Source organism: Nonomuraea sp. NPDC050536, assembly GCF_044457685.1.
Taxonomy (GTDB): domain Bacteria; phylum Actinomycetota; class Actinomycetes; order Streptosporangiales; family Streptosporangiaceae; genus Nonomuraea.
Map to the genome: position 1 here is coordinate 60,963 of NZ_JBITHD010000015.1, position 25,979 is coordinate 86,941.

The following is a 25,979-nucleotide window of genomic DNA, read 5'->3' on the forward strand; positions in this document are numbered from 1 at the left end:
GGCGGCCGAATCATGAGCGATCGGTCACGGCGGGCGGCGTGACGACGGATTCGTGCCACGGGTCGAGCGGGACCACCCCGATCGAGCGCCCGTCCGCGTCCAGGATCCGGCCCATGCGCTTGACGACCCGCAGGGCGACCATCCGGTCCAGCACCTCCAGCGACGCGAGTGCCCCGGTCATCCGCGCTTCGCCGTACGAGATGTCGGACAGGTGGCGCAGCCACTGGCTGACGAAGAGATTGGGCCGCGCGGCGATGGCGAAGCTGCCCCGGTTCTCCGGCAGGGCGGCCAGCGCCCGCCCGGTGGCGTCCAGGTCGGCGGCGGGCACGCGCATGAGGTAGTTGACGAGGATCGGCCAGCCCGCGGCCTCCTGCGTGACGTCGCACCGCATCGACACCAGGCCGGCGGCGAGCATCGCCGTCACCCGCCGGCTGGTCGTCGAAGGACTCTCGCCGACCTGCTCGGCCAGCGCCGCCACCGGGGCGCGGGCGTCCAGGCTCAGCGCGCGGAACAAGGCCCGGTGCCGTCCGGAGAGGGCGAGCGTCCGGAGGGGGCGTCCGGGGCGGCGGTCGAGGCTCCTGATCTCGGAGCGTTCCAGCGCGTCCAGACGCCAGGAGCTGCCCTCGCCGTACACCTGGGTGATCGGGTAGAGCTCGGTACGCAGCACGCCGGGCAGGGTCTCGATCTGGGTGAGCACCAGGTCGGCCAGAGCGTGCGGCGAGGCGGCCATCAGGGTCAGGAACAGGCTGCGGCCGGAGCCGACGATCGTGATCGAGGCCACCCGCGGGTTGCCGAGCAGGGCGGCGATCACCGCCTCGCGGTTGGCCGGCCGGCAGTCCAGGTCGAGGTAGGCGGGCGCGAGCCGGCGCAGCAGCGCGGGACCGGGCGTCACCAGCACCGACACCAGTCCGCGTGCCACGAGCCGCTGCCAGCGGCGGGCGGCGGTGATCGGGTGCATGGCGCAGGCGGGACCGATCGTCGTCCAGGGGGCTCGCGGCGCGAGCTGGACGGCGTGGATCAACCGGAGATCATGCTCGCTGAGCTCCTGCCGCACGGATCCGTCGCCTCCACCCTGAGTTTGCCGATTCGCTGACGAAAGCGGTCACTCCGCGGGCGAACCGGCTCTACTCCAGCGACGAGAACCATCCAAGCAGGAGGACGACCCGTGATACCCACCGGCCTGATGGTGTCCCTGCGGCACGCGCTGCACGCGGACCCTGAGCTGGGACTCGAGCTGCCCCGGACCCAGCGGCGCGTGCTGGACGGACTGGCCGGGCTCCCCCTGGAGATCACCTTGGGGACCGCCGTGACCTCGGTCACCGCGGTGCTGCGCGGCCAGGGCGGGGGACCGGCCGTCCTCCTGCGCGCCGACATGGACGCGTTGCCGGTCCAGGAGCAGACGGGCCTGCCGTACGCCTCCCGCAACCCGGGCGTGATGCACGCCTGCGGCCACGACCTGCACACCGCGATGCTCGTGGGCGCGGCCCACCTGCTGTGCGCCGCGCGTGACGAACTGCCCGGCGAGGTGATCCTGATGTTCCAGCCGGGGGAGGAGGGGCACGACGGCGCCGGGGTGATGCTCGCCGAAGGGCTGCTCGAGGCGGCCGGTCAGCCGCCGATCGCCGCGTACGCGCTGCACGTTCAGTCGGTACGGCAGGCCGGCACGTTCGCCACCCGGTCAGGAACGGTGTTGTCCGGCACCGCGAGGATGCGCGTCACCGTGCACGGCCAGGGCGGCCACGGCGCGGTGCCGCACCGTGCGCTGGACCCGGTGCCCCCGCTCGCGGAGATGATCACCGCCGTGCACGCCTTGGTGACCCGCAGGTTCGACGCCTTCGATCCCGTGGTCGTCACCGTCGGCCACGTGTCGGCCGGATCGCTCGGCACCGTCATTCCCGCCTCGGCCTTCTTCGAGGCCACGGTCCGCACCTACTCGGAAGCCAACAGGGTGGCGGCCCGCCGCCTGCTGTGCGACCTGGTCACCGGCATCGCGGCGGCCCACGGCGTCACGGCGGAGATCGACTATGGCGCGGAGCTGCCCGTCACCGTCACCGACCCGGCCGAGACCGCCTTCGCCCGCGACACCGTCTCACATCTGTGGGGCGCTTCGCGGCTGGCCGAGATGCCTCACCCGCATCCCGCCTCCGAGGACTTCTCGCGCGTGCTGGCGCGAGTGCCCGGCGCCTTCGTCTTCCTGGGCGCGCGCCCGGCACGTCTCGGACCGGACGAGGCGCAGGAGAACCACTCGCCGCGTGCGGAGTTCGACGACGCGGTCCTGCCCGACGGCGCACGCCTGCTGGCCGAACTGGCCACCCGGCGGCTACGCGGACCAGGGTGAGGAGTGCCCATGGGTGACGCGGGAGGGCGACAGGTGGAGCCGCTCCGCCGTACGGCCGAAGTGGAGTTCGCCGGCCAGCGTGAGAAACTCCTCGACCTCGCTCAGTTCCATGCAGCCAGACTGCACGATCGTCGCGCGATTCGCCGCTTCGTGGGCCTGCTGGTGGTGCCGTGGCTGTGGGAACCTGCCGCGCTACTACCCGCGGCAGTTGGTGCACTTCATGAACACCTACGGGTGCGGCAAGGTCATGTTCGGCACGAACTGGCCGCAGCTTCCGCATGACCGGGCGCTGGCGCAGGTGGCGGAGCTGAAACTGACGGACGAGGCGCGCGCCGACTTCCTGGGCGGGGCCGCCCGGCACGTGTTCAGGATCGGCCATCCATGATCTGCTCGTTCGCGGCGGTTTGCCGTTTACCCTGATGGGGTGCACGGCCTCATTCGCTCCGTATGGGACGAGGCCCGTCCCCCCGATGCTCCGCCGCGAGTCTGGCGGGACTGGGCGCTCGTCGCGCTGCTGATTCCGATCGCGGTGCTCGAAGGAATCCTGCGACCGGATCTTCGGTGGCCGGTCATCTCCGTGATGATCACCGTCGGACTGGTGCCCACGCTGTTGTGGCGGCGCAGCAGACCGCTGCTGATGCTCGCGATCGCCTTCTGCACCACGAACCTGGCCCCGCTGTTGACGGGCGGCCACTCCGCGGAGACGTACACGCTGGTGTATCTGCTGCTCCTGGTGTACGCGCTGTTCCGGTGGGGATCCGGACGCGAGGCCATGATCGGACTGGCGATCATGCTGGTCTCGGTCTGCCTGTCGTTCATCTTCAACCGCATCGTCCTCACCGACGCGGTCGCCGCATGCGCCGTGATGTTCGCGGCCATCGCCCTGGGCGTGGCGTTCCGGTACCGGGCCAGGGCGAGGATGCGTGAGCTCGACCAGGCCAAGCTGCTGGAACGTGAACAGCTGGCCCGCGACCTGCACGACACGGTCGCGCATCACGTCTCGGCGATGGCGATCCGCGCACAGGCGGGTCTGGCCACGTCGGCAACGCGACCGGACGCCGCGACCGATGCTCTCCGCGTGATCGAGGCCGAGGCGGCGCGCGCCCTCGACGAGATGCGCAGCATGGTCCGCGTCCTCCGCCAGCACCAACCGGCCGACCTGGCACCGGGCCGGGGCATCAGGGATCTCGACCAGCTCGCGAGCCGGGGCCCATCAGGTCCGTCCGTCGACCTGGAGATCTCGGGTGATCTCGACGACCTCCCACCATCGGTCGAGGCCGCGGTTTACCGCCTCGCCCAGGAGGCGGTCACCAACGCCCGACGGCACGCGCGGCGCGCCACCCGCATCGAGGTCCGCGTCACCGTCGATGACACGTCGGTGCACCTGCGCGTAAGCGATGACGGCGACAGCAGCCTCATCCGCCAGACCAGGTCGCCGGGATACGGGCTGATCGGCATGATCGAACGCGCCGACCTGCTCGGCGGCACCTGCGAAGCCGGCCCCAACCCCGATCGAGGCTGGACGGTGACCGCCGTGCTGCCTCGAACCGGGGCGGCGACATGAGCATCCGGGTGATCGTCGCGGACGACCAGGAGATCGTCCGCACCGGGCTCGCGATGATCCTCGACGCCCAGCCGGACATCGAGGTCATCGGCGCGGCCGCCGACGGGCGGCGAGCCGTCGAGCTCGCGCGACGCCTACGCCCCGACGTGTGCCTGTTCGACATCCGCATGCCCGGCGTCGACGGCATCGAAGCCACCCGTTCCCTGGCCGGTCCGGCCGTCGACGACCCCCTCGCCGTGGTCGTCATCACCACGTTCGACCTCGACGAATACGTCTACGCCGCCCTGCGGGCCGGCGCCCGGGGCTTCCTGCTCAAGAACGCCGGAGCCGACCTGCTCTCCCAGGCCGTCCACGCAGCCGCCAACGGCGAGGCACTGATCGCCCCGAGCATCACCGCGCGACTGCTCGGAGCCTTCGCCCGCACCGGACCCGCCTCACCGCCGGTGCATCCCGTCGAGACGCTCACGTACCGGGAAGAACAGATCCTGGCCACCGTGGCACGCGGGCGGACCAACAGCGAGATCGCCCGCGACCTGCACATCTCTCTCAGCACCGTCAAGTCGCACATCGCCAGCCTGATGGCCAAGCTCGGCGCCAGAAACCGCGTCGAGATCGCCATGTGGGCCTACGAGACCAACCGCGTCTAGCGCTGCCTGCGGATGGCCCGTTCCGCCACGGCGAGGTTGATCAGCCAGCCGGCGGCCATGAGCAGCGCCCTGGGGAACTCGCCAGGGGTGCCGAAGAACAGGAACCACGGCAGGTTGGTCAGCACCTGCGTGCCCGCGCCCAGGCCGATCGCATAACCACGGATCATCCAGGCGCGGTGCCGGGCGATGTCCCGCCGCCGGATCGCGGCGAGACCGAGCACGATGGACACGAACATGGCCGTGCCGAAGACGAGCCGGAAGCCGGCAAGCAGATCGCCGTCACCGACCGGGCGGGGATAGAACAGGGTCATCCACAGACCCGTGAGCGCTGCGACGAGCCCACAGGCGACCAGGAGCCGCCCGGCGGCTCGGTGCCAGCCGGGCCTCCTGCGCCGGAACCGGGGGGCGAACTGGAAAGCCCCCAGAACGCTGTACAGGCCGACAGCGATGATGTGCAGCACCACGGGCAGGGGCGCCGCGAAGAATCGCGCGTTCTCCGGCGTGATCGCCGCGCCGCCGGCCAGTTCGGTCAGACGGATGGCACCGGCGACCATGGGCACGATGCTGAGCAGGATCAGCCCGGTGGGCACGAACCAGGTCAGCCGGCCGCTTCGCGGCGATTCCGTCGCACTCTTGCTGGTCATGACCCGATCGTCGCGGCTAGGGCGATGGCGGCTCATCGCCAGAACGGCCGGATCTGAGCTGGCCGATCATCTGCCAATCGGGCGTACTTTCGGCTGATGAGCCCCTTGGGCGGGCCTTCTACGCTGCTTTTCGTGGCTGCTGTTCCCGCGATGGCTGAGGAGAAGGTGATGAAGGCGTTCGTCCTGCGCTCGTACGGCTCGCCCGAGGTATTGGATCTCACCGACATCGACAAGCCGGTGCCCGGCGAGGACGAGGTCCTGGTCCGGGTCCGCGCCACCTCCGTCCAGCCGTACGACTGGCACTTCATGAGAGGAGAGCCGTACGTCGCGCGTCTGATGGGCGGCGGCCCCGGGCTGCGCAAGCCGAGGATCGCCATCCTGGGCGCCGACGTGGCGGGGGTGGTCGAGGCGGTCGGCAAGGACGTGACGGAGTTCCGCCCCGGCGACGAGGTGTTCGCCATGCCCAAGCAGGGCGGGTTCGCCGAGTACGTGTGCGTACGGGAGGGCGAACTGGCGCGGAAACCGAAGAACCTTTCATTCGAGCAGGCGGCGGCGGTACCACTGGCGGCCGGCACCGCCCTGCTGGGGCTGCGCGACGTTCAGCCGGGCCAGCGGGTTCTCGTCAACGGAGCCTCAGGAGGCGTCGGGACGTTCGCCGTGCAGATCGCCAAGGCGTTCGGCGCGGAGGTCACCGGCGTCTGCGGCACGCGGAACGTGGACCTGGTCCGATCGATCGGTGCGGATGAGGTCATCGACTACACCAAAGAGGACTTCACCCGGAATGGCCGGCGGTACGACCTCCTGCTCGACATCGCGGGAAGCCGGTCCGGACCGGCATGCAGGCGGGTGTTGACCCCCAAGGGCACCCACGTCGTCGTCGGCGGGCCGGCAGGACGATGGCTGCAGCCCGTCGGCCACGTGTTCTCGACGCTCGCGGTGTCGCCGTTCGTGTCCCAGCGAACGTTCATGGCCGACGTGGTCCGATGCACGGAGAACAAGCAGAACCTGGTGACGCTGACCGAGTTCATCGAGGACGGAAAGGTGACTCCGGTCATCGACCGGAGCTACCCCTTCGAGGAGATCCCGGCAGCGATCAGATACCAGGAGGAGGGGCACGCCTCAGGAAAGGTCGTCATCACCATGTGAGACGTGTCAGACCGTGAGGACGATCTTGCCTGCGACCCGGCCGGTCTCCCCGCGCTCGTGAGCCTGGGCCGCGTCCGCCAGCGGGAACACCGAGTCGATCGCGGCGCGCAGCCGCCCCGCCTCGGCCAGCGCCGCGACCTGCTTCATGGACCCGTGGTCGGCCTCGACGAGCATCTCCTCGGCGCGGACCCCGTACCGCTCGACATCCAGGTCCCTGACGTGGTTGACGATCGCGACGAGGATGCCGCCCTTGCGCAGGGTCCGCAGCGAGCGCGGCCCGTATTCGCCGCCGACGCCGTCCAGCACGACGTCCACGTCCCGCACGGCCTCGGCGAAGTCGGCCTTCGTATAGTCGATCACCTCGTCCGCGCCCAACTCGTGGACCAGGTCGTGCTTGGGTGTGCTGGCGGTGCCGATGACGTACGCGCCGCGCGAGCGCGCACCTTGACCAGCACCTCGCTCGGGCCGGGCGTCGGCCGCTCCAGCTCGATCTGCTTCAGAACCCCGGGACCGCCCAGAACGTCCTGACTGATGGCGCGCATCTCACAACTGGCTTTCTTCGACGACGATGTGGGGTGACAGCCCCTTCAGGAAGTCCGGCGCATCGAAGATCTCTCCCGCGGAAGCGACCCCGACGGCCCTGGTCCTGCCGGTGAGGATCCGGTGGACGGCCTCCACGGCGAGCGGTGCGCTGACGGCATAGATGTCCTGGCCGTACGCCACGGCGCGCCTTTCCGACATTCCCGAACGTACGACGACGTCGACCACGAACGACTGCTCCGACCGCCCGTGTTCGTCGACCGCGACCGGTGCCGGTGTGTCCGGGGACGACACGTCCCTGGCCGCCTCGACGGTCATGTACGTGCGCACCTCGGGGATCCGCAGATGGCTCGGGATGGACACGACATCGGCCATCGTGAACTCCCCGATGACGTCACGGGGGCCCATCGGCTCGGGGAAGGACCACTTCAGCGTTGGCGGCGCGTCGTCGCGGTATTCCAGCCGGCCGCCGGTGTAGCGGACGCGCCGGCCGTTCCGCCGCTCCCGGGAGACCTTGCCCGCCGCCCGGGTTCCGGTCGTCGGATGCCAGCTGTTCAGGCCGTACGCGACGTGCACCTCGTCTGCCTCACTCCAGTCGCCCATCGCCGCCGTGGCCAGCAGATCGCCGAGCCCGCCGTAGAAGGCCATCGCCGGCACGATGACGGCTCCCGCGGCGCGGGCGCGGTCGGCGAAGAGCTCGAACGTGTCGAGGTTGGCCTCGATCTCGGCCGCGACGTCCACGTAGGGGATCTCGGCGCGCAGCGCCGCCTCGATCACGGGAGCGGCCGTGGCGGCGAAGGGTCCGGCACAGTTGATCACTGCGTCCGCCCCGGCCAGCGCGCGGTCGAGTGATGCGGGGTCGCTGACCGACGCCTGCCGGGCCTCGAGTCCCGGGTGCGATGCCGCCAGCTCACGTAGTTTGTCGGCGTCCCGACCGGCCAGAACGGGGACGAATCCGCGTTCCAGTAGTTCCGCCACGACGAAGCGGCCCGTGTGTCCGTACGCGCCGAAGACCGTCACCGTGCGATCTGTTCCCATCAGTCCTCCCTTGTCCGGAGTCCATCGTGGCGGCGGCGCCGAGACCGCACGAGTGTCGGGAACGACGTGATGCGTACAATTCCGGACGTGAGCACCATCGCGCTGGCCGTCGCCGACGGGATCCTGAACTTCGAGCTGGCCATGGCATACGAACTCCTCGGCACAGCCCCGCCGACTCCGGTCGAACGCTGGTACGAGGTCGTCATATGCGGTACGGGCACCGTGCGGGCCGATGGCCGCTTCGTGCTCGAACCCGACTGCGGGCTCGACCGGCTCGCGCAGGCCGACACCGTGATCGTCCCCGGATGGGCCGACGTCGACGAGGACCCGCCGGCGGACCTCGTCGACGCCGTACGCGCGGCTCACGAGGCCGGTGCGAGGGTGGCCTCCCTCTGCACGGGCGCGTTCGTCCTGGCCGCCGCCGGTCTGCTGGACGGGCGCCGCGCCACCACGCACTGGGCGCACGCCGAGACGCTGGCCAGCCGCTATCCCCGGGTCGAGGTCGACCCGGATGTGCTCTACGTGGACAACGGCAGCGTGCTCACCTCCGCCGGCAAGGCCGCCGCGATGGATCTGTGCCTGCACCTGGTCCGTAGAGACCACGGCTCAGCGATCGCCAACGCGGTCGCCCGGAGGCTGGTCGTACCGCCGCACCGGCCCGGCGGCCAGGCCCAGTTCGTCACCACCCCGGTACCCGAACAGCCCGACCATCCGCTCAGCGAGTTGCTCGCCTGGGTGGCCCGACGGCTGGATCAACCGTTGACGGTGGAGGATCTGGCCCGCCAGGCGAACATGAGCTCACGCCACCTCGGCCGCCACTTCAGGTCGATGACGGGCACCACTCCGCTTCAGTGGTTGCTGACCCAGCGCATCCGCCGTGCTCAGGAGCTCTTGGAGGCCACGGACGACAGCGTGGGCGCCATCGCGGAGGCCACCGGCATGGGCACCGCGACGACGCTCCGCCGGCATTTCAACCGGACCGTCGGCGTGCCCCCCGACGCTTACCGCCGCACCTTCCGCAGCAAGCGAGCCAACAACCCCACCGACACTCCAGGACCGTAGAGACCGGCCCGCAGCGCGATGTGTGGTCGGTGTGGTGGTCACTCAGATCGCCACACCGACCAAACTGTCAGGCGGGGCAGGTCTCACGTTTGGCCGTGAGGTCCAGGGTCTTCTTGATGGAACTCAGCCCGAGCCGCTTGGACTCCGGGCAGAACTTGCTCAGCGCCACCGTGTACTCGGCGTGGAAGACCGGCTTGCCCGCCTTGATGAACGGGGTCAGCGAGGAGCACTCCTTGTACTCGGCGCACTGCTCGTTCACCGCGAAGTCGAAGTCGCCGACCAACTGCGGGATCTGGTCGAGGTCGTTCTTCAGGCCGATCGCGAGGCCGTGCTGGTGGGCGCCCTGGGCGAGCATGCGATTGAACGCGAGCTGGTGCTTGGCGGTGACCGGGAAGCCGGACTCCTGCTGGTAGGCGTCCACGAGGTCGGCCTCGACGCCGTCGAAGCCCTTGGCCTTGCACTGGTCGAGCCGGGCCGACCAGATGCGCTTGATCACGTCGATCTGCCTGATGTCGACCCACCGCTCCTGCGGCCATCCGTCGACCTTGTTGCCGAGCGCGGACTTCGGGAAGTCCTTGAAGTCAGGACGTCCCTGCTCGGCCGCGCCGATGTCGATGTAGCAGACGACCTTGCGCCCCATGCCGTGCAGGGTGGACACCGTCGAAGCGGTGGCGTCGAACATGTCGATGTCGAAAACTTCCGCCTTCACTGAGGTGTCAATCTTGCCGCTGAGCTGCCACTGCCAGCTCATCCCTGCCTTGGGATGCCACCAGTCGCCCGAAGCGGCGGTGCCGGCCGAGGTCGTCGTGACCGACGCCGAGCTGACCGCCGAAGCAGGCATGGTCCCCGCGAGCACCGGCAGGGCTGCGACGCCTGCCAGTACGGCACCCAATAATCTCATTCTTCTCCTCACTTCCGGGCCAAAGCCCTGATCCCGGACGCGAACGAAGCCCAGCCCGACATCCCCGTAGGCTCCCCGGTCTGGACCCGCGACAACGTTGCGGCCGTCGTCGTCCCGTCGGTAGGTCGAGCGACCGCCAAATTCTGTCAGGCATGTGGATCTCGCGCTGACGTCTTGAACAACATCAACTTCGTTGAACCGGCTCGTCGCGGAGCGTGATCGGGGGCCGGCGCGACCCCTTCGCGGGGTGGTTCCTGGACGTACCATACGGCACGGTATGGTCGCCCTGAAGGAATTGATCAACGGTGACGATGACGACGCTGGGTAAGGTTCGCATGGCGTCGGTGACGGCGTGGGTGATCACATGGGCGCGCAGTTCGGCGTCGCGGGCTCGGGGTCTGCCCGCGAGCAGAGCTTCAACGAAGGACTCCTGGCCGCCGCGCCACACGAGCCGGAACATCCGCGCCTGGAGCGCGGGCACGGTCTGGACCAGGCGGTACGCCCGCGCGGTGCGCTCAGGATCGCCCGCCGTCAGCCCCGCGAGCATGGCTCGTGCGACGAAGTCGACGTCCGACTCGCCGGGCAGGCGCTCGGCCAATGCCTGGCGCGTCGCGTCCTCGGTGCCGGGGCCGCCGAGGAGCACGTCCTCCTTGGCAGGGAAGTACCGGTAGAAGGTCCGCGGCGACACGTCCGCGGCGGACGCGATCTCCTCCACTGAGGTCGAGACCGGGACGCTCACCGTCTACCGTGAGATGGCCGAGGCCATGAACCTCTCGCCGGGCGGCCGCCCGTACGAGATGCCCATGGCCTCGGTCTTTCACTTCGACGACAACGGCCTGATCAAGCGCCTCCGCTCCTACTGGGACACCGGAAGCTTCGCGGAACAGATCGGCATCGACATCGGCGTCATCCGCTCCCTGCAATCTCGCGCCCACGCGGCCTAAACGGGGCGGCCGAGTTCCGCGAGGACGTCACGCATGTACGTGAGGGCGGCGCGGTCGTCGATGTGACGCACGGAGCCGTGAGGGGCGCTGGCAGCGATCTTGACGGCGGCTTCGGCGACGAGCGTCCGGGCGGCCAGGGCGCCGAAGTCGTTGACCGCCTCGAGATACCCGAGCATGTGGGCCGCCTCCGCGATCCGGTCGATCGCGGCCGTCATGTTGATGAATTCGATGCAGACGACGCTGGCGGCGATCACGTTGTCGGTCTCGATCAGCTCGTCGATGTGGGATCGCAGGAGCTGAAAGGCTCGCAGCCGGTCGCCTCGCCGGAACAGGGACCGGGCCTCGGTGGCCTTGTTGGCCGACAGCGTGCCCGGGGGGACGTCGACGCGGGCCGCCTCGTCGAAACAACGTTCGGCCTCGTCATGCCGGCCCTGGAACGAGGCGGAGTAGCCGAGGGTCTGCAGCGTCCAGTGCAGGAGAGTTGGCGGACCGTTGATCCGATACCGGTCCGCCAGTGCCGAGACCGACGTGTCGACCTGCTCGAAACGCCCGATGCCCAGCAACGTCCCCGCCGACGTCATCTCAAGAAATGCCGCCAGGTCCTGCTCACCCTGGCGGCGTAGCTCGGCCACGGCGTCCGGCAGGCACCGCGACAGGGCCTCGCCGTCACCGGTTGCGTACGCTTCCGCATAGCGGCTCAGCGCCCGGCCCGGATCGCCGTACCGGTCCGCCACGTGGCGGTAGCCGGCCAGGTTGGCGTTCTGGGTGTAGCGCTCGGCGACCCAGACGAGCCAGAAGGCACGCAGGTCCTGGTCCTCCGCCGACGTCATGGCCAGGATGTGCTCGGCCCAGCCGCCGATTTCCTGCCGTCCACGCAGGGGGAGCTCCGTCACGACCGGCCGGATCAGCGCGTCGGCCAGACGCGGGTCTCCGGCCGCACACGCCCACGTGAAGGCCGCACGCAGATTCGCCCACAGATCGCCGAGGCGGGCCACGCCCTCGATCTCGTCCTGCCCCATGAGCAGGCGGTGGAGGTGGGTGACTTCGCGCAGGCACCAACGCGCGTGGAGCTCGGCGGCCAGGTCGGTATGCCCACGCTCACGCAGGTGCTCGGCGGCGAACTGGCGTACGGGCTCCAGCAGCCGGAAACGCCGGCCGTACGGGCCGAAGGCGACGGTGACCATCGACCGCGCGACCAGGTCGCCCAGCAGCTCGTCGGCGTCCTGATCGTGGGCGACCGCTTCGGCGGCGCTGAGGTCGAACGGCGCGTTGAAGACGGACAGGCGTTGGAACAGCGTCTGTTCGGCCGGCGTGAGCAGGTCGTATGACCATTGAATGGCTGCCCGCAACGTGCGATGCCGCGCGGCGCCGGTGCGGCGGCCACCGGTCACCCGGAGACGGTCGTCGAGCCGGGCGACGAGGTCGACCGGCCGGTGGCTGATCGTCCGGGCGGCGGCCAGCTCGATGGCCAGCGGTATGCCGTCGAGCCGGCGGCAGATCTCCTCGACGTGGCGATGATGCGCACCCGCGTCGTAGGTCCGATCGGCGGCGAGCGCGCGGGCATGGAACAGCTCGGCGCCGGCAGCCGGATTCAGTGGCTCCACGACCAGGACCTGTTCATCTGGTACGGCGAGCCGTTCCCGCGCGGTGGCCAGCACACGCACCTGCGAGCAACCCGCCACGATGGCCTGTGCGAGCTCGGCCGCGCCGTCGATGACGTGTTCGCAGTTGTCGATGACCAGCAGCGCCGGGCGCGATCGCAGGACCGCGACGATCGATTGGGTCAGGGTGTGTCCCGGGCGCTGCGCGACTCTCAACGCGTCGGCCACCGCGCGGGGCACGTCGTCCGGCGATGTGATCTCCGCCAGCTCGATCAGCCACGCGTCCCACCCGTGACCGGCGGCAGCCGTGCGGGCCGCCGCCAGCGCGAGCTGGGTCTTGCCGATCCCTCCTGGCCCTACCAGGGTCACGACAGGGGACCGCGCGAGCGCCTCGGCGACGGCAGGCAGGTCCCCGCCGCGGCCGATGAGGCGGCCCACGCGAAGGGGGAGGTGGCCCTGCCGGATCTCGGGTAACCGGATCGGCGCGTGCTCGCCCGCCCCGATCTGCACGATGCGCTGGTCCGGAACGCCATCCAGGGAGAACCACCCGAGATCGTGCAGGTCGCTCCGGTCCAGCAGGCCGGCCGTCGCCCCGGACGCCAGGGTCTGTCCGCCATGGCCGGCGGCGGCGATCCGCGCGGCCAGGTCCACCGCGGCGCCGACGTACCCCGCGGACACCTCCTCGGCCTCGCCCGTGTGCAGGCCGATCCGCACGTCCGGCTCGACGCCGGCAGCCGCCCGCTGCAGCCGTACCGCCCACGCGGCGGCGTCATCGGCTCGGTGGAAGGCCACCCCGGCCGACTCGGCGCCGGCGGCGAAGACGTGGCCGTCGTGCCGGTCCGCCGCCGCCCGGACGAGCCGGTCCAGGTGGGCTGTCGCCGGGTCGGCGACCTGCGCGAAGCCGAAGGTCACTGTCCCGCTCGGACGGCGCGGCGAAGCGTTCTCCGGTACGGCGAGCCGCTCGTCGTGGCCGAGGATCCGCGACTCGAGCTCACGCAACCCCGGCCCGGGTTCGACACCCAGCTGCGTGACGAGATGGTGCCGGGCCCGCCGGAAGGCCGCGAGGGCGTCGGCCTGGCGGCCCACCCGGTACAGCGCCGTCATCAGCAGGGCCCAGAGACCTTCGCGCAGGGGATAGCGCTCCGTGAGCTCCGCCAAGGAACCGAGAGCCTCCCGCGGATCGGAGTCGAGGCGGCGTTCGAGGTCGGCCTCGACAGCGCTCAGCCACTGTTCGGTCAGACCGGCCACCGCCGCCGCGAGGCCGGGCGCGTCCAGACCGGCCAGGGGAGTCCCGCCCCACTGCGCGAGGGCCGCGGCGACATCACCCTCGCGGAGGTACCGGCGAAAGCGCGTCACGTCGACCGCGTCAGGCGCCACCTCGAGGCGGTACGCGGCACCGACCCGCACGATCGTGCCGGAACCAAGGCCCCTGCGCAGCTGGGCCACGTGCCACTGCAGGGTCTTGTACGCCGTCCGCGGGGGCGACTCACCCCAGACGAGCTCCACCAGGCGCGACACAGCCAGCGGTGTCCCGGGCGACAAGGCCAGCGCCGCGAGCACCGTCTGCGACTTCGCCGAACCGATGTCGACCGGCTCGCCGTCCTCGGTAGCGACACGGACACCACCGAGCAGGCCGATCCGCACCACAGGGCTGCTCCCGGACGTTGATCTCCGCCGAGACTCCCACAGGCCCAAGCCCTCGGCAAGCCCGCCCCCCACCGCCCGCACACCGGCAGCACACCGGGGTCGTCGACCATGGGCGCGACGGCCACGACTGACGGAGCGAGGGTATGCACAGACAGACAACGGCACGGGTCGCGGGTTCCCTATTCCTCACCGCGACGGTCACCGGAGTGCTCAGCGCGGTCCTTCTCGGGCCGCTCGACACCCTGCACTCATCCCAGTCCATCGCCGACGGGGCGCACAGATTATCGGCGGGCGCCCTCATGGCGCTGGTCATGGCCGTCGCGATCGCGTTGATCCCGCCGGTGCTGTTTCCCGTTCTCAAGGAACACGGCGAGGCACCCGCGCTCGGCTACGTCGCCGCCAGGATCCTCGAGGTCGTCCTCCTGCTTCCCGCCGCCATCGGTCCTCTCATGCTGGTGGCGCTGGGCACCACTCGATCGGATGACGGCACGCCGCACCTGGATACCGTCCTGGCATTGACCCGGACGTACGACATCTGGGGCCACGCCAGCAGTGCGGTCTTCTTCTGCCTCAGCGCCCTGCTCCTCAATTACCTGCTGTACCGGTCAAGGCTCGTGCCCCGGTGGATATCCGGCTGGGCGCTCGTCGCGGTGGCACCGTACCTGGCCGACAGTCTCCTCGTGATCTTCAACCTGCTCGGCCCGTCCTCGCCGATCCATGCCGTTCTCTTCTTCCCACTCGCGCTGAACGAGATGGTTCTGGCGGTCTGGCTGCTGGCGAAAGGATTCAGGACACCGTCCACGGCCGCCGCGATGAGCCCACGCAGCCGGGTCGGGTGAGAACCTGGTGATGCGGAAGACGACGCGAGAGCTTGGCGGCACCGGGACGGCGATCTCTCCCGTGGGGATCGGATCATGAGGGGGTGGCCCCGTTGCCCGAGGGGGATCAGCGGCGCGATCGTCGGCGCCAGGCGGCCCGGCCAGGTGGATGAGTGGCTGCCTGCCGTATCCCTCGAACTCGACGACAGCGACCTCGACGAGATCAGCAAGGCGATCATCGAGACGGGCGCAGGCCAGGGCCCGAGCCACCCGTGCGGCTAGCTTCTATCGCTCTTCTCGGTCATGAGCCGGGTTCCCGGTCGAAGGTCTGCCGATGGAGGCGTTCCAGGGCGATGACCACTGCGCCGCGCACCACCGGGTCGCCCTCCACGGTGCCGACGGCGACCTCGGTGGGCAGTGGGGTGTCGCGCTGGAGCCGCTCTTCCACCCTGGCCGCCAGCGGTGCGCCCGCCGCTCTGCCGATCTCCCCAGCCAGGACCACGAAGCCGGGATCGAGGACGGCGCAGATCCCCATGGCCGCGATCGCGACCCGGTCGGCCAGCGCGTCCAGGAAGGCCGGCGTGGCCTGCCGTACAGCCGAAACGGCGTCGTCGGCGGGCAGGCCGTGCTGCCTGGCCAGCTCGCGCACGGCGTGGCCGCCGACGAGGTCCTGCACCGTGCCGCCGCCGAGGCCGGTAGGCGCGGTGGCGATCTCACCGGCGCCGCCCGACCTGCCGCGGTGCAGGCGGCCGTCCAGGATCACCGCCACGCCGATCCCCTCGCCGAGCGACAGCAGCGCGAAGGTGTCGTGCCCGCGCGCCGCGCCCAGCCGGTGCTCGGCCAGGCCGACCAGGTTGACCTCGTTCTCCACCAGGACAGGTACGCCGCCGAGACGGTCGCGCAGGCCGGGCAGAAGGTTGGCGTGCCAGGTCGGTAGCGCCCAGATGAAGGCCACGTCGCCGCTGACCGGGTCGACTATGCCGAGCGTGCCGATGACGACGCCGTCCAGGTGGGTGACCTTGGCGTCGGCCAGCGCGGCGGCGATGGCGTCGTACACGAGCCTGTCGGGCTCCACGCGCTGGTCCTGGGGGAGCGCGGCGGCGCCGATCTGGCGTCCGGTGACATCGTTGACCGAGGCGATCACCTGGTCGGGGCGGACCTCCACGCCCGCCACGTGCGCCCGGTCGGCCACCACGCCGTAGAGCAGCGCGTTCGGGCCGCGCCGGCGGGTCTGCGACTGGCCGACCTGGGAGATCAGGCCCGCCTCCACCATGCGGTCGACCAGGTCGCCGACCGTCGCCCTGGACAGGCCCGTGCGCTGCTGCAGCTCCGCTCTGGACATGGGGCCGTGGCCGAGCAGCAGGTCGTAGGCCATCCAGTCGTTGATCAGACGCGCCGTGTGCGGGGAGGCGGTGCGGGGCATGCCGACTGTTTATCACAGGTCTTTCTTTCTGGATCCCATCCTGTTAATTTGCGAGATATGCCCCTGTCGCTGTTCTTCCTCCTGGACGGCGTCGTCCTCGCCACGTGGGTGGTACGCATCCCCTCGGTCAAGGATCACCTTGGTGTCACCACCGGCGGGCTCGGCGTCGCGCTCATGTGCATGTCGATCGGCACAGTGCTGGCCATGACCGTCAGCGGGCGGCTGTGTGTGCGGTACGGCACGCGGCCGGTCATCCTCGTCTCCATCGCGCTGGTCGGCCTGATGCTGCCGGTGGTCGCGCTCGCGGGCACGATGGCGGCGCTGTGCGTGGCGCTCGCGGTGACAGGACTGTGCTACGGCACCGTGAACATCGGGCTGAACAGTGCGGCCGTCGAGGTCGAGCAGGCCACGCAGCGGCCGATCATGTCGGTCCTGCACGGGCTGTGGAGCGTGGGCGGCCTGACCGGTGCGCTGCTCGGCGGCCTCGTCGCGGCCCGGCTGAGCACCGGGCAGCACTTCCTGCTGGTGTCCGCCCTCGTGCTCATCGCCACGGCCGCGTTCGCCAGGCCGCTGCTGCGCGGAAGGGTCCCCGCTGTGAGCCCCGCGCGGGGCGGCCGGCGGTCGTTCGGCCTGGCCGTGGCCCTGTGCGGGGTGCTGGCCGTGTGCACGGCCTTCGGCGAGGGAGCGGTGGCCGACTGGAGCGTGCTGCACCTGCGCGACGACCTGCACGCCGGGGCGAGCCTGGCCGCCTACGGCTTTTCGGCTTACTCGGTGGCGGCGGCGCTCGCCCGGCTGGCGGGCAGCCGTCTGGTGCGGCGGTACGGCCAGGCCGCCGTCCTCGTGGCCGGCGCTCTGCTGGCCGGGGGCGGCATCCTGGCCGCGTCGTGGACGGGCTCCGTCGCGGTGGCGTTCGGCGGGTTCGTCGCGGTCGGAGTCGGGCTGGCCAACGTGTTCCCGCTGGCCATCGCGCAGGCGGGGGCGCTCGGTGGACCCGCGGGCGTGGGCCTGGCGGCCAGCATCGGGCACGCGGGAATGCTGGGCGGGCCGCCGCTGATCGGGTTCCTCGCCGACCACGTCGGGCTGCCGGGCGCGCTCACGGCCATCGCCGTCTCCTCAGGGGCCATCGTGCCCCTCACGCTCTACCTCCGTACCAGAAGCTCACGAAAGGTACTGGCATGACCGATCCCTATCGCACCCTCCTGCCCGCTCCTCGCCACGCGGCCAGCGCCGGGGGCAGCTTCACGTTCGGCAGCGTGCACGGCGATCCCGCGCTGGTCGAGGCGGTGCAGCTGCTGCTCGGCCCGCTGCCCGTGGCCGCCGGGCCCGAGGGCGCGCTGTCCGTGCGCCTGGGTGCGGGTGGGCCCGAGTCCTACCGGCTGCAGGTCTCGCCCGGCGGGGCCGAGATCGTGGGAGCGGATCTCGCTGGTGTACGGCATGCCGTACAGACGCTGAAGCAGTTGATCGGCCCGGCCGCGTATCGAGCCGGCGGGCGCCCGGGCGGCGTGGTGCCGTGCGGCGAGGTCGAGGACGAGCCCGCGCTGGGCTGGCGTGGCGGCATGCTCGACGTCGCCCGGCACTTCCTGGACAAGCGCACCTTGCTGCGTTACGTCGACCTGCTCGCCATGCATCGGATGAACCGCCTCCACCTCCATCTCACCGACGATCAGGGCTGGCGCATCGAGAGCAGGAAATATCCGGAGATCAATGCGGTGGCCACGCATCGCCGGGAGACCATGGTCGGCCGTTTCCGCACGGAGCCCACCTTCGACGGCACGCCGCACGGCGGCTACTACACCCTCGACGATCTGGCGGAGGTCGCCGCCTACGCCGCCCAGCGCGGGATCACCGTCGTTCCCGAGATCGACCTGCCCGGGCACGCCTCCGCACTGCTGGCCGCTTTCCCCGAGCTGGGCACCGGCGCCGACGAGGTGCTGCGCGGCTGGGGCATCTCGGCCGGCGTGCTCAAGCCGATCCCCGCCGCGGTCAAGCTGGTGTGCGAGCTCATCGACGAGCTGCTCACCGCGATCGACACCCCGTACGTGCACCTGGGCGGCGACGAGTGCGTCACCACGGACTGGCCGGGCGACCCCGAGGTGGCCGCGCACATGGCGGCCATCGGCGCCGAGCAGCCGGGCGAGCTGCACGGCTGGTTCCTGCGTGAGGTCGGCGGGCATCTGGCCGAGCGCGGCAAGCGCATGGTGGTGTGGGACGAGGCGTTCCAGACCGGTGGCGTGCTGCCCGACACGATCGTGATGTGCTGGCGCGGCGACGCCATCTCCCGGCAGGCGGCCGCCGCGGGCCACGACGTGGTGCGCGCGCCCGTCTACCCCACCTACCTCGACTACGACCAGTCCGACCTGCCCGAGGAGCCGCTGTCCATCGGCGGGCCGATCACGCTGGAGGACTCCGCGTCGTTCGCGCCGCTGCCCGAGTCGTGGACGGACCAGGAGCGGGCGAAGGTGCTCGGCGGGCAGTTCCAGGCGTGGAGCGAGTACATTCCGCACGAGCGGCACCTGGACTACATGGTGTTCCCGCGTGCCTGCGCCATCGCCGAAGCAGTCTGGTACGGCGCGCCGGCCGACTACCCGTCCCTGGTCGAACGGCTGCGCGAGGGCCACCTGGCCAGGCTGGACGCCGCCGGATGCGCGTACCGGCCGCTGGAGGGTCCACTGCCCTGGCAGGCGGGCGGCACCGGGCGCCGCGCCCACGCGCCGGGGAACCGCACGACCAAGGAGCGCTGGCTGGAATGGGTCGCCCGCCTGCCCGACTCGGGCGTGGTCGCCAAGGCCACCACCCACGAAAGCTGACCATCACCCGGCTGGCGGAGATGCTCGCCTTGCGGCACGACCAGGTCGACGTCGTCACCGCCCGCCCCCACGCCGCCGCGCCCACCGCCGTGCTCCTTCGACCCGACAGCTACGTGGCCTGGGCCTCCTCTTCGCCCCAACCAGATCCCACGGAGCTGGAAGCACTCCGGGCAGCCTTGGAACGGTGGTTCGGTGTCATCGAACCCGCCCGCACCTGATGGTTGACGAGCCCGGTGTATCCGCGAGTGGCCGTACGGCCCTGGGGGCCCCGCCCGGCCGCCGGTCTCTCGGTTGGCCAGTGCGAACACCTCGGCCGGACCGGTGACATCGAGGAGGTCGACGTCAGGGAAGACCGCGATGACGACCCGGCGGGCTGTGGACATGTCCTCATCGTCACATTCATCACGAATGACGCCAATGACGGCCTTCTGTCACATTCAGCCACGGATGTACGGCTCGCCGGGATGTCATCGCTGGGCGGCTGGCAGCCCGATCCTGTTGCCCGCCGCGAATGGGACGTCCTCGGCCCACATACGCGCCGGTGCGCGCACCCAAGGCGCCGACGGCCGGCAGTACAGCCGGCGCGCCGTTGAAGCGTTGGGGCGGTCAGAGGAGCTGGTCGATGGTGATGGGCAGGGAGCGGATCCGGCGGCCGGTGGCGTGATGAACCGCGTTGGCGATGGCGGCGGCCATGCCGACGAGGCCGATCTCGCCGACGCCCTTCACCCCGATGGGGTAGAACCTGTCGGGCCGGCCGACGAAGATCACCTGCATGTCGGGAACGTCGGCGTTGACCGGGATCAGGTAGTCGCCGAAGGTGGCGTTGGCGTTGGCGTTGGCGTTGGCGTTGGCGTTGGCGATGCGCCCGGAGCCCGGATCGGTCACCATCTCCTCGAACATCGCGGCACCAGCCGCGGCCTCACGGGGGAGGTCTCCATCACGGACTAAACGCGTCGTCCCATGAGCGCGGCTCAGGTGCTGGGGACGACGCCCTGTCGCCGGAGCCGGTCGAGGAAGGCGCCGAGATCCGGGTTGGCGGCCAGAGCCCTCGCGCTCGCCTCGGCCGCCTCGGGGCGACGACCGGCGCGGGCGAGCACGATGGCGGACCACATGAGCGGTTCCGCGTGCCCGGGCAATAGCCCGGCCGCGCGTGACAGGGCGGCGAGAGCCGCCGCCACCTCGCTGTCAGTCGGCGTCCGGTCACCGCTGACCACGCCGGGCGTGAAGATGACGCCGATGTCCGCGTAGGCGCGGTGCAGGCCGGCCAGTCGGCTGAGCTCCCGCAGCGGGTCGTCGTGGTCGTCGACCCGAAGATCGACCTCCACCCCGGCGATGGGCGGCTCGGCCCGATCCGCGCTCACGATGAGCAGGCTCGCCGACTGCCGGCCCCTGGCATCCCCGCCGGCCTGCTCGCCCGCGAACAGGGCGGCCAGCAGCCGGTCGGCGAAGTCTCCCCGCGTGTGGAGGAACGCCTCGACCATGGCATGCGGGATGCCCGGGGCGCCCAGCATGTTGCCCTGCGCCGAAACGCCGGGCCCGGTCGCGTGCTCAGCCTCGGCGTAGCAGTGCCGCCCGGTGTGTACGGCGAGCGCGCCTGTCGCGTCCACCACCGCCACCTGGCGCTGGCCGTGATCGGGATCGGCGGCCAGCAGCAGGTCCAGCGCGCTCTGCGGGGAGTCGCCCGCGGCGAGCAGGTCGAGCCCGCGCGGGCCGTACGCCGGGTCGACGAACGCCTGGGTGGCGATCGCGCCGACACCGGCCCTGGCCCAGGGGGCGAGCCGTCCGACGCCGAGGAAGTGCGAGGCGACGGCGACGCCGAGCCGTCCTGTGTGCTCGTCGCGGGCGACGACGGAGAAGGTCATCGGGCACCGTCCGCCGGGCCGAGCAGCGGGATCACGTCCGCGGCCAGCCGGTCGACCACCTTGTCGATCGGCTGGTCGGGCGGGAAGGCGAGCGCGACAGCGTCGGCTCCCGCCTCGGCGAGGTCGGCCAGGCGGCGCGCGCAGACGTCTGGCGTGCCCACGACGGCCAGCTGATCGAGCCACTCGTCGGGAATGTCGGGAATCGCGGCTTCGATCCCTCGTTCGGCGAGCGCCTCAGCCTCGTCGGCGATGCCCTGCACCTCCGACATCGGGTTGCGCGGACCGCTGAGCAGGTACAACCCGAACAGCTCGCGCAGCGCGGCCCGGGCGGCGGCACGGTCGTCATCGATCATGCACAGCGCGTAGACCACGACGCGGTGGCCGGCGCCGGCTCCCGCCTCCGCCAGCCGTTCGCGAGCCCACCGCACGTAGTCGGGGCCCGCCAGCACCGACAGCACGGTGCCGTCCGCCTCGGCCGCGGACAACGCCAGGGCCTTGGGGCCGCCCACCCCCGCGTACAGCGGTGGCGGCGTCGCCGGGGGATGTTCGAGCCTGATGTCGTGCGCGGTGAACGAGGCGAACTCGCCGCTGAGCGGGTCGCCCCGGAGGAGGGTGCGCAACCCGCGCAGGGTGTCACGGACCGCGCCGAGCCGGGCGCGCGGGCGCAGGTCCATCGCGTCCAGCCATTCGGGCACGCCGAGGCCGACCCCCGCGCGTACTCTGCCTGGGTGCAGCCCGGCCAGGGTGGCGACCTCCATCGCGGTGACCGCAGGATGGCGGGTGGTGGCCGGGACGATGCCGATGCCGACCGGCAACCGCGTGGTGGCCAGGAGCGTGCCGGCGGTGGCGAAGGCCCCGGTGTAGAAGTAGTCCTCGCCGAGCCAGAGCTCGTCCAGGCCGGCGCGCTCGGCCGCGGCGGCGGCTGTCAGGATGTCCTGCGGTGACTGCGAGCTGCCGAGCACGAGGCCGAGGGCGGCGCGGTTCATCACGCCTCCCGCGCGGGCAGCGGCTGCCACGGCACCCAGCCGAGGCCGCGCTCGCGCATGGTGTCGGTGAATCCAGGCCGGGGCTCGTCCTCCGGAGGGAGCGGGCTGATGTGGGTGTGCCACATCCGCCACTGCGGGCGGCCTTCGCCGTTGTCACGGTGGTAGATCTCGGTGGCGCGCACCAGCAGCGTGTTCCTCGTGTCGGCGGCGTGCTGGCCGCCCGACAGCCCGATCTCGTCGATCCTGGCCTCACAGGCGAGCCACGCGGTGTCGCCACGTACCTCCAGGCGCATGATCCGCACGTCGGGCGTGCCGACGAAGTCCTCGCTCGCGCGGTAGTACTGCCAGAGCGCGACCTTCTCCCGCATGTTGAAGTAGGGGTGGCCGTTGAAGTTGAACATCAGGTACTCCTCGCCGGGCGAGGGGAACACCGCCGCCATGCGGGGGATGTCGTAGCCGATGTTGGATTCCCACCATTCCCGGTTCAGCCGCAGGATCTCCTCGATGTCCTCGGCCGGGGCGGTGCGCGTCATGTACTGCATCTGTGCTCCTTGTCGCTGTTGTTGAAGATCGTTCCGCCGACGAGGACGCCGTCCTGGTAGACCGCCTCGATGCGGTCGGCGAGGCCGGCGAAGTCGAGCGGGTCACCGTTCACGACGGTGAAGTCGGCCCGCATGCCGGGCCGCAGCGTGCCGATCTCGTCGTCGGCGCCGAGCAGCTCGGCCGCGGCCGACGTCGCGCTGCGCAGCACCTGGGCCCGATCGAGACCGGCCGATGCCAGGGCCTCGAGCTCGTCGAGGTTGCGGCCGTGCGGGGAGAAGCCGGAGTCCGAGCCCATCGCGATCCGCACCCCCGCCGCCAGCGCGCGGCGAAGATTGCTCTCGTGTACGGCGACGGCCTCCCTGGCCTGGGCCAGGCTGTCCGGGTCGGCCGAGGCGACGTCGAGGAACGAGCGAGCCGCCGTGAGCGTGGGCACCAGGAAGGTGCCGTGCTCGACCATCAGGGCGATGCTCTCCTCGTCGATGAACACGCCGTGCTCGATCGAGGCGACCCCGGCCCGTACCGCGGCGATGATCGCCGCCGGTCCGTGCGCGTGCGCCATCACCCGCAGGCCCGCCGCGCCCGCCTCCTCCACCAGGGCGCTGAGCTCGTCCTGGCGGAGCTGGCAGTGCCTGGGGTCGTCACGGGGTGAGCTGATCCCGCCGGAGACCGCGACCTTGACCACGTCGGCGCCCGCCCTGACGATCTCGCGGACCACCCGTCGCAGCCCGACCGGACCGTCCGCCACGGCGTCGGGCATGCCCGGGTAGAGCGGGAACTGCCAGCGCGCGTTGGTTCCCGACAGCCGCCAGGGGTCGGCGTGACCGCCGGTCGGCGAGATCATGGCGATGGCCGTGCGCACTCTCGGGCCGCGGACGACGCCCTCGGCGACCGCCTGGGCGATCCCCGCATCCGCTCCGCCGGCGTCGCGCACGGTGGTGATGCCGAGGTCCAGCGTCGTGGCGAGCGTACGTCCCGTCTCCAGGAACCGGTGGGAGAGCGGGGTGTTCATGAGCCGCAGCGGGTCGAGGGTCGGCAGCGTGACGTGGGTGTGGCAGTCGATAAGGCCGGGGATGATGCTGCGCCCCGACACGTCCACGACGGACGCGGCGGGATCGACGTGCCCGGCGGGCCCGATACGCCCGCCGGTGACCACGAGGTCGCCCGTCACGGGCGGTGCTCCGGTGCCGTCGTGAACGGCCGCGCCACGGTAGACCGTGGTCATGGATGCCTCCGCAGGTGCTCGGTCAGCAGCGACGCCAGGTCCTGGGGCGCCTCGTACATCGGCAGGTGGCCGATGCCGGGCAGGATCTCCAGGCGCGCCCCGGTGGCCTCGGCGAACCCGGCGGACTCCTCAGGCGGGCACGTGCGGTCGAGTTCGCCGACGATGACCAGCGCCGGGCAGCGCAGCGCCGCCGCGGCCCGACCCGTATCGGTGGCGGCCGCCGCTCGCCAGATGGCGATCGTCGTTGCCGCGTCGTTGCGGCTGAGGTCGGCGATCGCCTCCTCCGCGGCCTCGGGTACGGCTACCGCCTCGGCGGCGGCGTGGCGGCTGAGCGCCCGTTCGGGGCCGACCGCGACGATGTCCTCGATCAGGGTGCCCTCCTCGGGGTCGGCGGGGAGGAAGGCGCCGCCGATCGTCACGAGCGAGACGGCCAGTTCCGGGTGTCGCGCGGCCAGTTCGACCGCGACGGCCGCGCCCGCCGACGCGCCGACCAGGTGTGCCCGCGCGACGCCGAGCGAGGACAGGACGTGCGCGCAGTCCTCGGTCCAGTTCGCGACGCCGTACGTGCCTGATCGGGTCGACTCCCCGTGACCACGCAGGTCGAGCGCGATCCATCCCTGGTCCGCCGGCAGCCGTCCGGTCACCATGCGCCAGCAGCGGGCGGACAGGTTGGCCGGGTGCAGGAACAGGACCGGCGTCGTCCCTTCCTGGCCGTGGCGCAGCAGGACGGACAGGCGTCCCGAGGCGGTGTCGACGGTTCGCCGCTCGATGTCGTCGGCTGTGCCTTCGCCGAGCAGCCGCAGGCTGGCCAGGATGGCGGGCTCCTCGCTCGACAGGTCGAAGCCCCGGTTGGCCACCAGATAAGCGCCGCCCGCCACGAGCAGTCCCACGGCGAAGGCGATGTCCGCCCCACCGAGCGCGGACACCACCGCGCCGGTGTAGAAGCCGGTGGACATGAAGGGGATCATCGCCGCGAAGCCGAGCCCGTAGGCGACCAGCCCGGCGACGCCCCACCGGCGGTAGACGCCGTCCTGGTCGAACAGCGCCGCGATCGCGTAGCGGCCGCGCCGTACCCAGTAGTAGTCGACGAGGTTCACCGCGGACCAGGGGACCAGCAGGTACAGCACGATCGTGACGAAGTCATTGAAGGTGCCGAGATAGGCCGCCGGCATCGCCAGCGCGATCAAGTAGGCGCAGACCCCGCCCGCCACGATCCCGATCACCCGGGCCCGCAGCGAGAGAGCGATGGGCCGGAAACCCGCCGCGATGCTCACCCCCGACAGCATCGAGCCGTAGAGGTTGACGCCCATCAGCGCGACGGCGCTCGGCACCAGGGTGACCACCACCGCGAACGTTCCGAAGCCGGGAAACAGCCGGTCGCCGATGTCCTGCAGGTTCGGCAGAGCGTCGGCGACCGGCACGGCGGAGGCGATGAACGAGCCGAGCGCCATCAGCCAGATCGCGGATGCCGCGGCGCCCAGATAGGTCCAGCCGATGACCGCCCTGGTGGAGGTGGAGGCCGGCAGGTAACGCGAGTAGTCGGAGACGAAGACCGCGTATCCCAGCTGGTATCCCGCGGCGGCGACGAACTGGACCAGCATCGCGGCCACCGTGTTCGTGTGCGCGGCCGGCTGCGGGTGGAGGTGGACGAGCGCGAGCACGGTCAGCACCACGAAGACCGGGCCCACCAGGTACGACAGCCACCGCAGCACACCGTGCAGCAGGTCGTGGCCGACGACGGCCAGCAACGTGGCGAGCACGACGACGAGCGCTCCCCACATCAGCGGGGGCCCCGGCAGCACCATCGAGATCGCCTGGCCGCCGAGCACGACGCCGAACACGCTGAGGCCGATGTAGAGGAAGATCGCGGCGAGCATCGGCAGGGCCGCGCCCTTGACGCCGAACTGCGCCCTGGACTGGATCATCTGCGGCAGGCCCATGGTCGGGCCCTGGTTGGCGTGGAAGGCCATGAGGAAGGCACCCGCCAGCGCTCCCAGCGCGCCGGCCGCGATGGACCAGCCCACCGAAAGACCCTGGGCCGGGCCGACGAATCCGACGATGACCGTGGAGACCACGAGCTGGCCGGTGAACCAGAACGGCGCCTGGTGCCAGGCCTTGCCCCGGCGTTCAGAGGACGGGATGTAGTCGATGGAGCGGACCTCGATCTTGTCGAGGAGTCGCGCGGGTTTGGAGGCGGAGTGGGCACGGGGGGAGACAACGTCGCTGCTCAAGGGGATCTCCACCGA

Annotated in this window: 27 protein-coding genes; 12 read left to right on the forward strand and 15 right to left on the reverse strand. The window is 71.1% G+C overall.

Annotated elements, in window-relative coordinates; translation table 11 throughout:
* Window positions 1–10 precede the first annotated feature (10 nt).
* Entirely contained in the window at window positions 11–1,021 is a 1,011-nt protein-coding gene (locus tag ACIBHX_RS34825) for an Lrp/AsnC family transcriptional regulator (RefSeq protein ID WP_397071670.1), read from the reverse strand.
* 144 nt (window positions 1,022–1,165) lie between these two features.
* Here ACIBHX_RS34825 and ACIBHX_RS34830 point away from each other — a divergent pair, with 144 nt between their 5' ends.
* Window positions 1,166–2,338, forward strand: a complete 1,173-nt coding sequence (locus ACIBHX_RS34830) for a M20 family metallopeptidase (protein ID WP_397071671.1) — start codon at window positions 1,166–1,168, stop codon at window positions 2,336–2,338.
* Here the strand turns inward: ACIBHX_RS34830 and ACIBHX_RS34835 are convergent.
* On the reverse strand, window positions 2,321–2,449 hold the full coding sequence (locus tag ACIBHX_RS34835; RefSeq protein ID WP_397071672.1) for a hypothetical protein: 129 nt from the start codon (window positions 2,447–2,449) through the stop codon (window positions 2,321–2,323). The two genes, ACIBHX_RS34830 and ACIBHX_RS34835, sit on opposite strands and share 18 nt — an antisense overlap.
* Here ACIBHX_RS34835 and ACIBHX_RS34840 point away from each other — a divergent pair.
* Genes ACIBHX_RS34840 through ACIBHX_RS34850 form a run of 3 tightly spaced genes read left to right on the forward strand, consistent with a single transcriptional unit; the run spans window position 2,448 to window position 4,549 of the window.
* Window positions 2,448–2,723: an amidohydrolase family protein gene (locus tag ACIBHX_RS34840; RefSeq protein WP_397071673.1), complete on the forward strand. Its 276-nt coding sequence runs from the start codon at window positions 2,448–2,450 to the stop codon at window positions 2,721–2,723. The genes ACIBHX_RS34835 and ACIBHX_RS34840 overlap by 2 nt on opposite strands.
* A gap of 39 nt (window positions 2,724–2,762) precedes the next feature.
* Complete coding sequence (locus ACIBHX_RS34845; RefSeq protein WP_397071674.1) at window positions 2,763–3,902, forward strand: sensor histidine kinase; 1,140 nt, start codon at window positions 2,763–2,765, stop codon at window positions 3,900–3,902.
* Complete coding sequence (locus tag ACIBHX_RS34850; RefSeq protein WP_397071675.1) at window positions 3,899–4,549, forward strand: response regulator; 651 nt, start codon at window positions 3,899–3,901, stop codon at window positions 4,547–4,549. Before ACIBHX_RS34845 ends, ACIBHX_RS34850 begins: the two co-directional genes overlap by 4 nt.
* Here the strand turns inward: ACIBHX_RS34850 and ACIBHX_RS34855 are convergent.
* Window positions 4,546–5,193 carry a DUF2306 domain-containing protein gene (locus ACIBHX_RS34855; RefSeq protein ID WP_397071676.1) on the reverse strand — a complete coding sequence of 216 codons (648 nt, stop codon included), beginning with the start codon at window positions 5,191–5,193 and terminating at the stop codon, window positions 4,546–4,548. The two genes, ACIBHX_RS34850 and ACIBHX_RS34855, sit on opposite strands and share 4 nt — an antisense overlap.
* A gap of 132 nt (window positions 5,194–5,325) precedes the next feature.
* On the opposite strand from ACIBHX_RS34855, the gene ACIBHX_RS34860 reads away from it, so the two are divergent.
* On the forward strand, window positions 5,326–6,339 hold the full coding sequence (locus ACIBHX_RS34860; protein WP_397071677.1) for an NAD(P)-dependent alcohol dehydrogenase: 1,014 nt from the start codon (window positions 5,326–5,328) through the stop codon (window positions 6,337–6,339).
* A gap of 6 nt (window positions 6,340–6,345) precedes the next feature.
* Here ACIBHX_RS34860 and ACIBHX_RS34865 read toward each other — a convergent pair whose 3' ends face one another.
* Window positions 6,346–6,756, reverse strand: a complete 411-nt coding sequence (locus tag ACIBHX_RS34865) for a zinc-binding dehydrogenase (RefSeq protein WP_397071868.1) — start codon at window positions 6,754–6,756, stop codon at window positions 6,346–6,348.
* Between the two features lie 126 nt (window positions 6,757–6,882).
* Window positions 6,883–7,917 carry a saccharopine dehydrogenase family protein gene (locus tag ACIBHX_RS34870; protein ID WP_397071678.1) on the reverse strand — a complete coding sequence of 345 codons (1,035 nt, stop codon included), beginning with the start codon at window positions 7,915–7,917 and terminating at the stop codon, window positions 6,883–6,885.
* Window positions 7,918–8,004: 87 nt separating this feature from the next.
* On the opposite strand from ACIBHX_RS34870, the gene ACIBHX_RS34875 reads away from it, so the two are divergent.
* Complete coding sequence (locus ACIBHX_RS34875; protein WP_397071679.1) at window positions 8,005–8,979, forward strand: helix-turn-helix domain-containing protein; 975 nt, start codon at window positions 8,005–8,007, stop codon at window positions 8,977–8,979.
* Between the two features lie 67 nt (window positions 8,980–9,046).
* On the opposite strand, the gene ACIBHX_RS34880 is transcribed toward ACIBHX_RS34875, so the two are convergent.
* The gene (locus tag ACIBHX_RS34880; protein WP_397071680.1) at window positions 9,047–9,880 is read right to left on the reverse strand and encodes an endo alpha-1,4 polygalactosaminidase; all 834 of its coding nucleotides are present in this window, start codon (window positions 9,878–9,880) and stop codon (window positions 9,047–9,049) included.
* Between the two features lie 184 nt (window positions 9,881–10,064).
* A complete protein-coding gene (locus tag ACIBHX_RS34885; protein WP_397071681.1) occupies window positions 10,065–10,595 on the reverse strand; it encodes a TetR family transcriptional regulator in 531 nt (176 codons plus the stop codon).
* Window positions 10,596–10,632: 37 nt separating this feature from the next.
* Between ACIBHX_RS34885 and ACIBHX_RS34890 the strand changes: the two genes are divergently transcribed.
* Complete coding sequence (locus tag ACIBHX_RS34890; protein ID WP_397071682.1) at window positions 10,633–10,824, forward strand: nuclear transport factor 2 family protein; 192 nt, start codon at window positions 10,633–10,635, stop codon at window positions 10,822–10,824.
* On the opposite strand, the gene ACIBHX_RS34895 is transcribed toward ACIBHX_RS34890, so the two are convergent.
* A complete protein-coding gene (locus ACIBHX_RS34895) occupies window positions 10,821–14,072 on the reverse strand; it encodes an AfsR/SARP family transcriptional regulator (RefSeq protein WP_397071683.1) in 3,252 nt (1,083 codons plus the stop codon). The two genes, ACIBHX_RS34890 and ACIBHX_RS34895, sit on opposite strands and share 4 nt — an antisense overlap.
* 143 nt (window positions 14,073–14,215) lie before the next feature.
* Between ACIBHX_RS34895 and ACIBHX_RS34900 the strand changes: the two genes are divergently transcribed.
* Complete coding sequence (locus ACIBHX_RS34900; RefSeq protein ID WP_397071684.1) at window positions 14,216–14,911, forward strand: DUF4386 domain-containing protein; 696 nt, start codon at window positions 14,216–14,218, stop codon at window positions 14,909–14,911.
* A gap of 75 nt (window positions 14,912–14,986) precedes the next feature.
* Window positions 14,987–15,172: a hypothetical protein gene (locus ACIBHX_RS34905; RefSeq protein WP_397071685.1), complete on the forward strand. Its 186-nt coding sequence runs from the start codon at window positions 14,987–14,989 to the stop codon at window positions 15,170–15,172.
* A 19-nt stretch (window positions 15,173–15,191) separates the two neighbouring features.
* Here the strand turns inward: ACIBHX_RS34905 and ACIBHX_RS34910 are convergent, their stop codons facing one another.
* Complete coding sequence (locus ACIBHX_RS34910; RefSeq protein ID WP_397071686.1) at window positions 15,192–16,313, reverse strand: ROK family transcriptional regulator; 1,122 nt, start codon at window positions 16,311–16,313, stop codon at window positions 15,192–15,194.
* Between the two features lie 57 nt (window positions 16,314–16,370).
* Here ACIBHX_RS34910 and ACIBHX_RS34915 point away from each other — a divergent pair, with 57 nt between their 5' ends.
* From ACIBHX_RS34915 to ACIBHX_RS34925, 3 genes are read left to right on the forward strand one after another with little or no spacing between them, the layout of a single operon-like run.
* Entirely contained in the window at window positions 16,371–17,492 is a 1,122-nt protein-coding gene (locus ACIBHX_RS34915) for an MFS transporter (RefSeq protein WP_397071869.1), read from the forward strand.
* A complete protein-coding gene (locus ACIBHX_RS34920) occupies window positions 17,489–19,120 on the forward strand; it encodes a beta-N-acetylhexosaminidase (protein WP_397071687.1) in 1,632 nt (543 codons plus the stop codon). Before ACIBHX_RS34915 ends, ACIBHX_RS34920 begins: the two co-directional genes overlap by 4 nt.
* 20 nt (window positions 19,121–19,140) lie before the next feature.
* The gene (locus ACIBHX_RS34925) at window positions 19,141–19,338 is read left to right on the forward strand and encodes a hypothetical protein (protein ID WP_397071688.1); all 198 of its coding nucleotides are present in this window, start codon (window positions 19,141–19,143) and stop codon (window positions 19,336–19,338) included.
* A gap of 388 nt (window positions 19,339–19,726) precedes the next feature.
* Here ACIBHX_RS34925 and ACIBHX_RS34930 read toward each other — a convergent pair whose 3' ends face one another.
* The 6 genes from ACIBHX_RS34930 to ACIBHX_RS34955 form a co-directional block, all read right to left on the reverse strand.
* The gene (locus ACIBHX_RS34930) at window positions 19,727–20,020 is read right to left on the reverse strand and encodes a hypothetical protein (RefSeq protein WP_397071689.1); all 294 of its coding nucleotides are present in this window, start codon (window positions 20,018–20,020) and stop codon (window positions 19,727–19,729) included.
* A gap of 71 nt (window positions 20,021–20,091) precedes the next feature.
* Window positions 20,092–20,982 (reverse strand): DUF1028 domain-containing protein, encoded by an 891-nt coding sequence (locus tag ACIBHX_RS34935; protein WP_397071690.1) that lies wholly within the window; start codon window positions 20,980–20,982, stop codon window positions 20,092–20,094.
* The gene (locus ACIBHX_RS34940) at window positions 20,979–21,968 is read right to left on the reverse strand and encodes an LLM class flavin-dependent oxidoreductase (protein WP_397071691.1); all 990 of its coding nucleotides are present in this window, start codon (window positions 21,966–21,968) and stop codon (window positions 20,979–20,981) included. The genes ACIBHX_RS34935 and ACIBHX_RS34940 overlap by 4 nt, the downstream gene beginning before the upstream one ends.
* A complete protein-coding gene (locus ACIBHX_RS34945; protein WP_397071692.1) occupies window positions 21,968–22,510 on the reverse strand; it encodes a YybH family protein in 543 nt (180 codons plus the stop codon). The genes ACIBHX_RS34940 and ACIBHX_RS34945 overlap by 1 nt, the downstream gene beginning before the upstream one ends.
* Window positions 22,498–23,733: an amidohydrolase family protein gene (locus ACIBHX_RS34950; protein WP_397071693.1), complete on the reverse strand. Its 1,236-nt coding sequence runs from the start codon at window positions 23,731–23,733 to the stop codon at window positions 22,498–22,500. The genes ACIBHX_RS34945 and ACIBHX_RS34950 overlap by 13 nt, the downstream gene beginning before the upstream one ends.
* Window positions 23,730–25,964 carry an alpha/beta fold hydrolase gene (locus ACIBHX_RS34955; RefSeq protein ID WP_397071694.1) on the reverse strand — a complete coding sequence of 745 codons (2,235 nt, stop codon included), beginning with the start codon at window positions 25,962–25,964 and terminating at the stop codon, window positions 23,730–23,732. Before ACIBHX_RS34955 ends, ACIBHX_RS34950 begins: the two co-directional genes overlap by 4 nt.
* Window positions 25,965–25,979 lie beyond the last annotated feature (15 nt).

Excerpts from the sequence above, each read along its gene's own strand:
- ACIBHX_RS34835 (WP_397071672.1), bottom strand. The coding sequence starts at position 2,449 with ATGGAACTGAGCGAGGTCGAGGAGTTTCTCACGCTGGCCGGCGAACTC.
- ACIBHX_RS34870 (WP_397071678.1), bottom strand. The coding sequence starts at position 7,917 with ATGGGAACAGATCGCACGGTGACGGTCTTCGGCGCGTACGGACACACG.
- ACIBHX_RS34880 (WP_397071680.1), bottom strand. The coding sequence starts at position 9,880 with ATGAGATTATTGGGTGCCGTACTGGCAGGCGTCGCAGCCCTGCCGGTG.
- ACIBHX_RS34850 (WP_397071675.1), top strand. The coding sequence starts at position 3,899 with ATGAGCATCCGGGTGATCGTCGCGGACGACCAGGAGATCGTCCGCACC.
- ACIBHX_RS34910 (WP_397071686.1), bottom strand. The coding sequence starts at position 16,313 with ATGCCCCGCACCGCCTCCCCGCACACGGCGCGTCTGATCAACGACTGG.
- ACIBHX_RS34925 (WP_397071688.1), top strand. The coding sequence starts at position 19,141 with ATGCTCGCCTTGCGGCACGACCAGGTCGACGTCGTCACCGCCCGCCCC.
- ACIBHX_RS34900 (WP_397071684.1), top strand. The coding sequence starts at position 14,216 with ATGCACAGACAGACAACGGCACGGGTCGCGGGTTCCCTATTCCTCACC.
- ACIBHX_RS34905 (WP_397071685.1), top strand. The coding sequence starts at position 14,987 with ATGAGGGGGTGGCCCCGTTGCCCGAGGGGGATCAGCGGCGCGATCGTC.
- ACIBHX_RS34920 (WP_397071687.1), top strand. The coding sequence starts at position 17,489 with ATGACCGATCCCTATCGCACCCTCCTGCCCGCTCCTCGCCACGCGGCC.
- ACIBHX_RS34840 (WP_397071673.1), top strand. The coding sequence starts at position 2,448 with ATGCAGCCAGACTGCACGATCGTCGCGCGATTCGCCGCTTCGTGGGCC.
- ACIBHX_RS34940 (WP_397071691.1), bottom strand. The coding sequence starts at position 21,968 with ATGAACCGCGCCGCCCTCGGCCTCGTGCTCGGCAGCTCGCAGTCACCG.
- ACIBHX_RS34935 (WP_397071690.1), bottom strand. The coding sequence starts at position 20,982 with ATGACCTTCTCCGTCGTCGCCCGCGACGAGCACACAGGACGGCTCGGC.
- ACIBHX_RS34950 (WP_397071693.1), bottom strand. The coding sequence starts at position 23,733 with ATGACCACGGTCTACCGTGGCGCGGCCGTTCACGACGGCACCGGAGCA.
- ACIBHX_RS34890 (WP_397071682.1), top strand. The coding sequence starts at position 10,633 with ATGGCCGAGGCCATGAACCTCTCGCCGGGCGGCCGCCCGTACGAGATG.
- ACIBHX_RS34945 (WP_397071692.1), bottom strand. The coding sequence starts at position 22,510 with ATGCAGTACATGACGCGCACCGCCCCGGCCGAGGACATCGAGGAGATC.
- ACIBHX_RS34855 (WP_397071676.1), bottom strand. The coding sequence starts at position 5,193 with ATGACCAGCAAGAGTGCGACGGAATCGCCGCGAAGCGGCCGGCTGACC.
- ACIBHX_RS34915 (WP_397071869.1), top strand. The coding sequence starts at position 16,371 with ATGCCCCTGTCGCTGTTCTTCCTCCTGGACGGCGTCGTCCTCGCCACG.
- ACIBHX_RS34930 (WP_397071689.1), bottom strand. The coding sequence starts at position 20,020 with ATGTTCGAGGAGATGGTGACCGATCCGGGCTCCGGGCGCATCGCCAAC.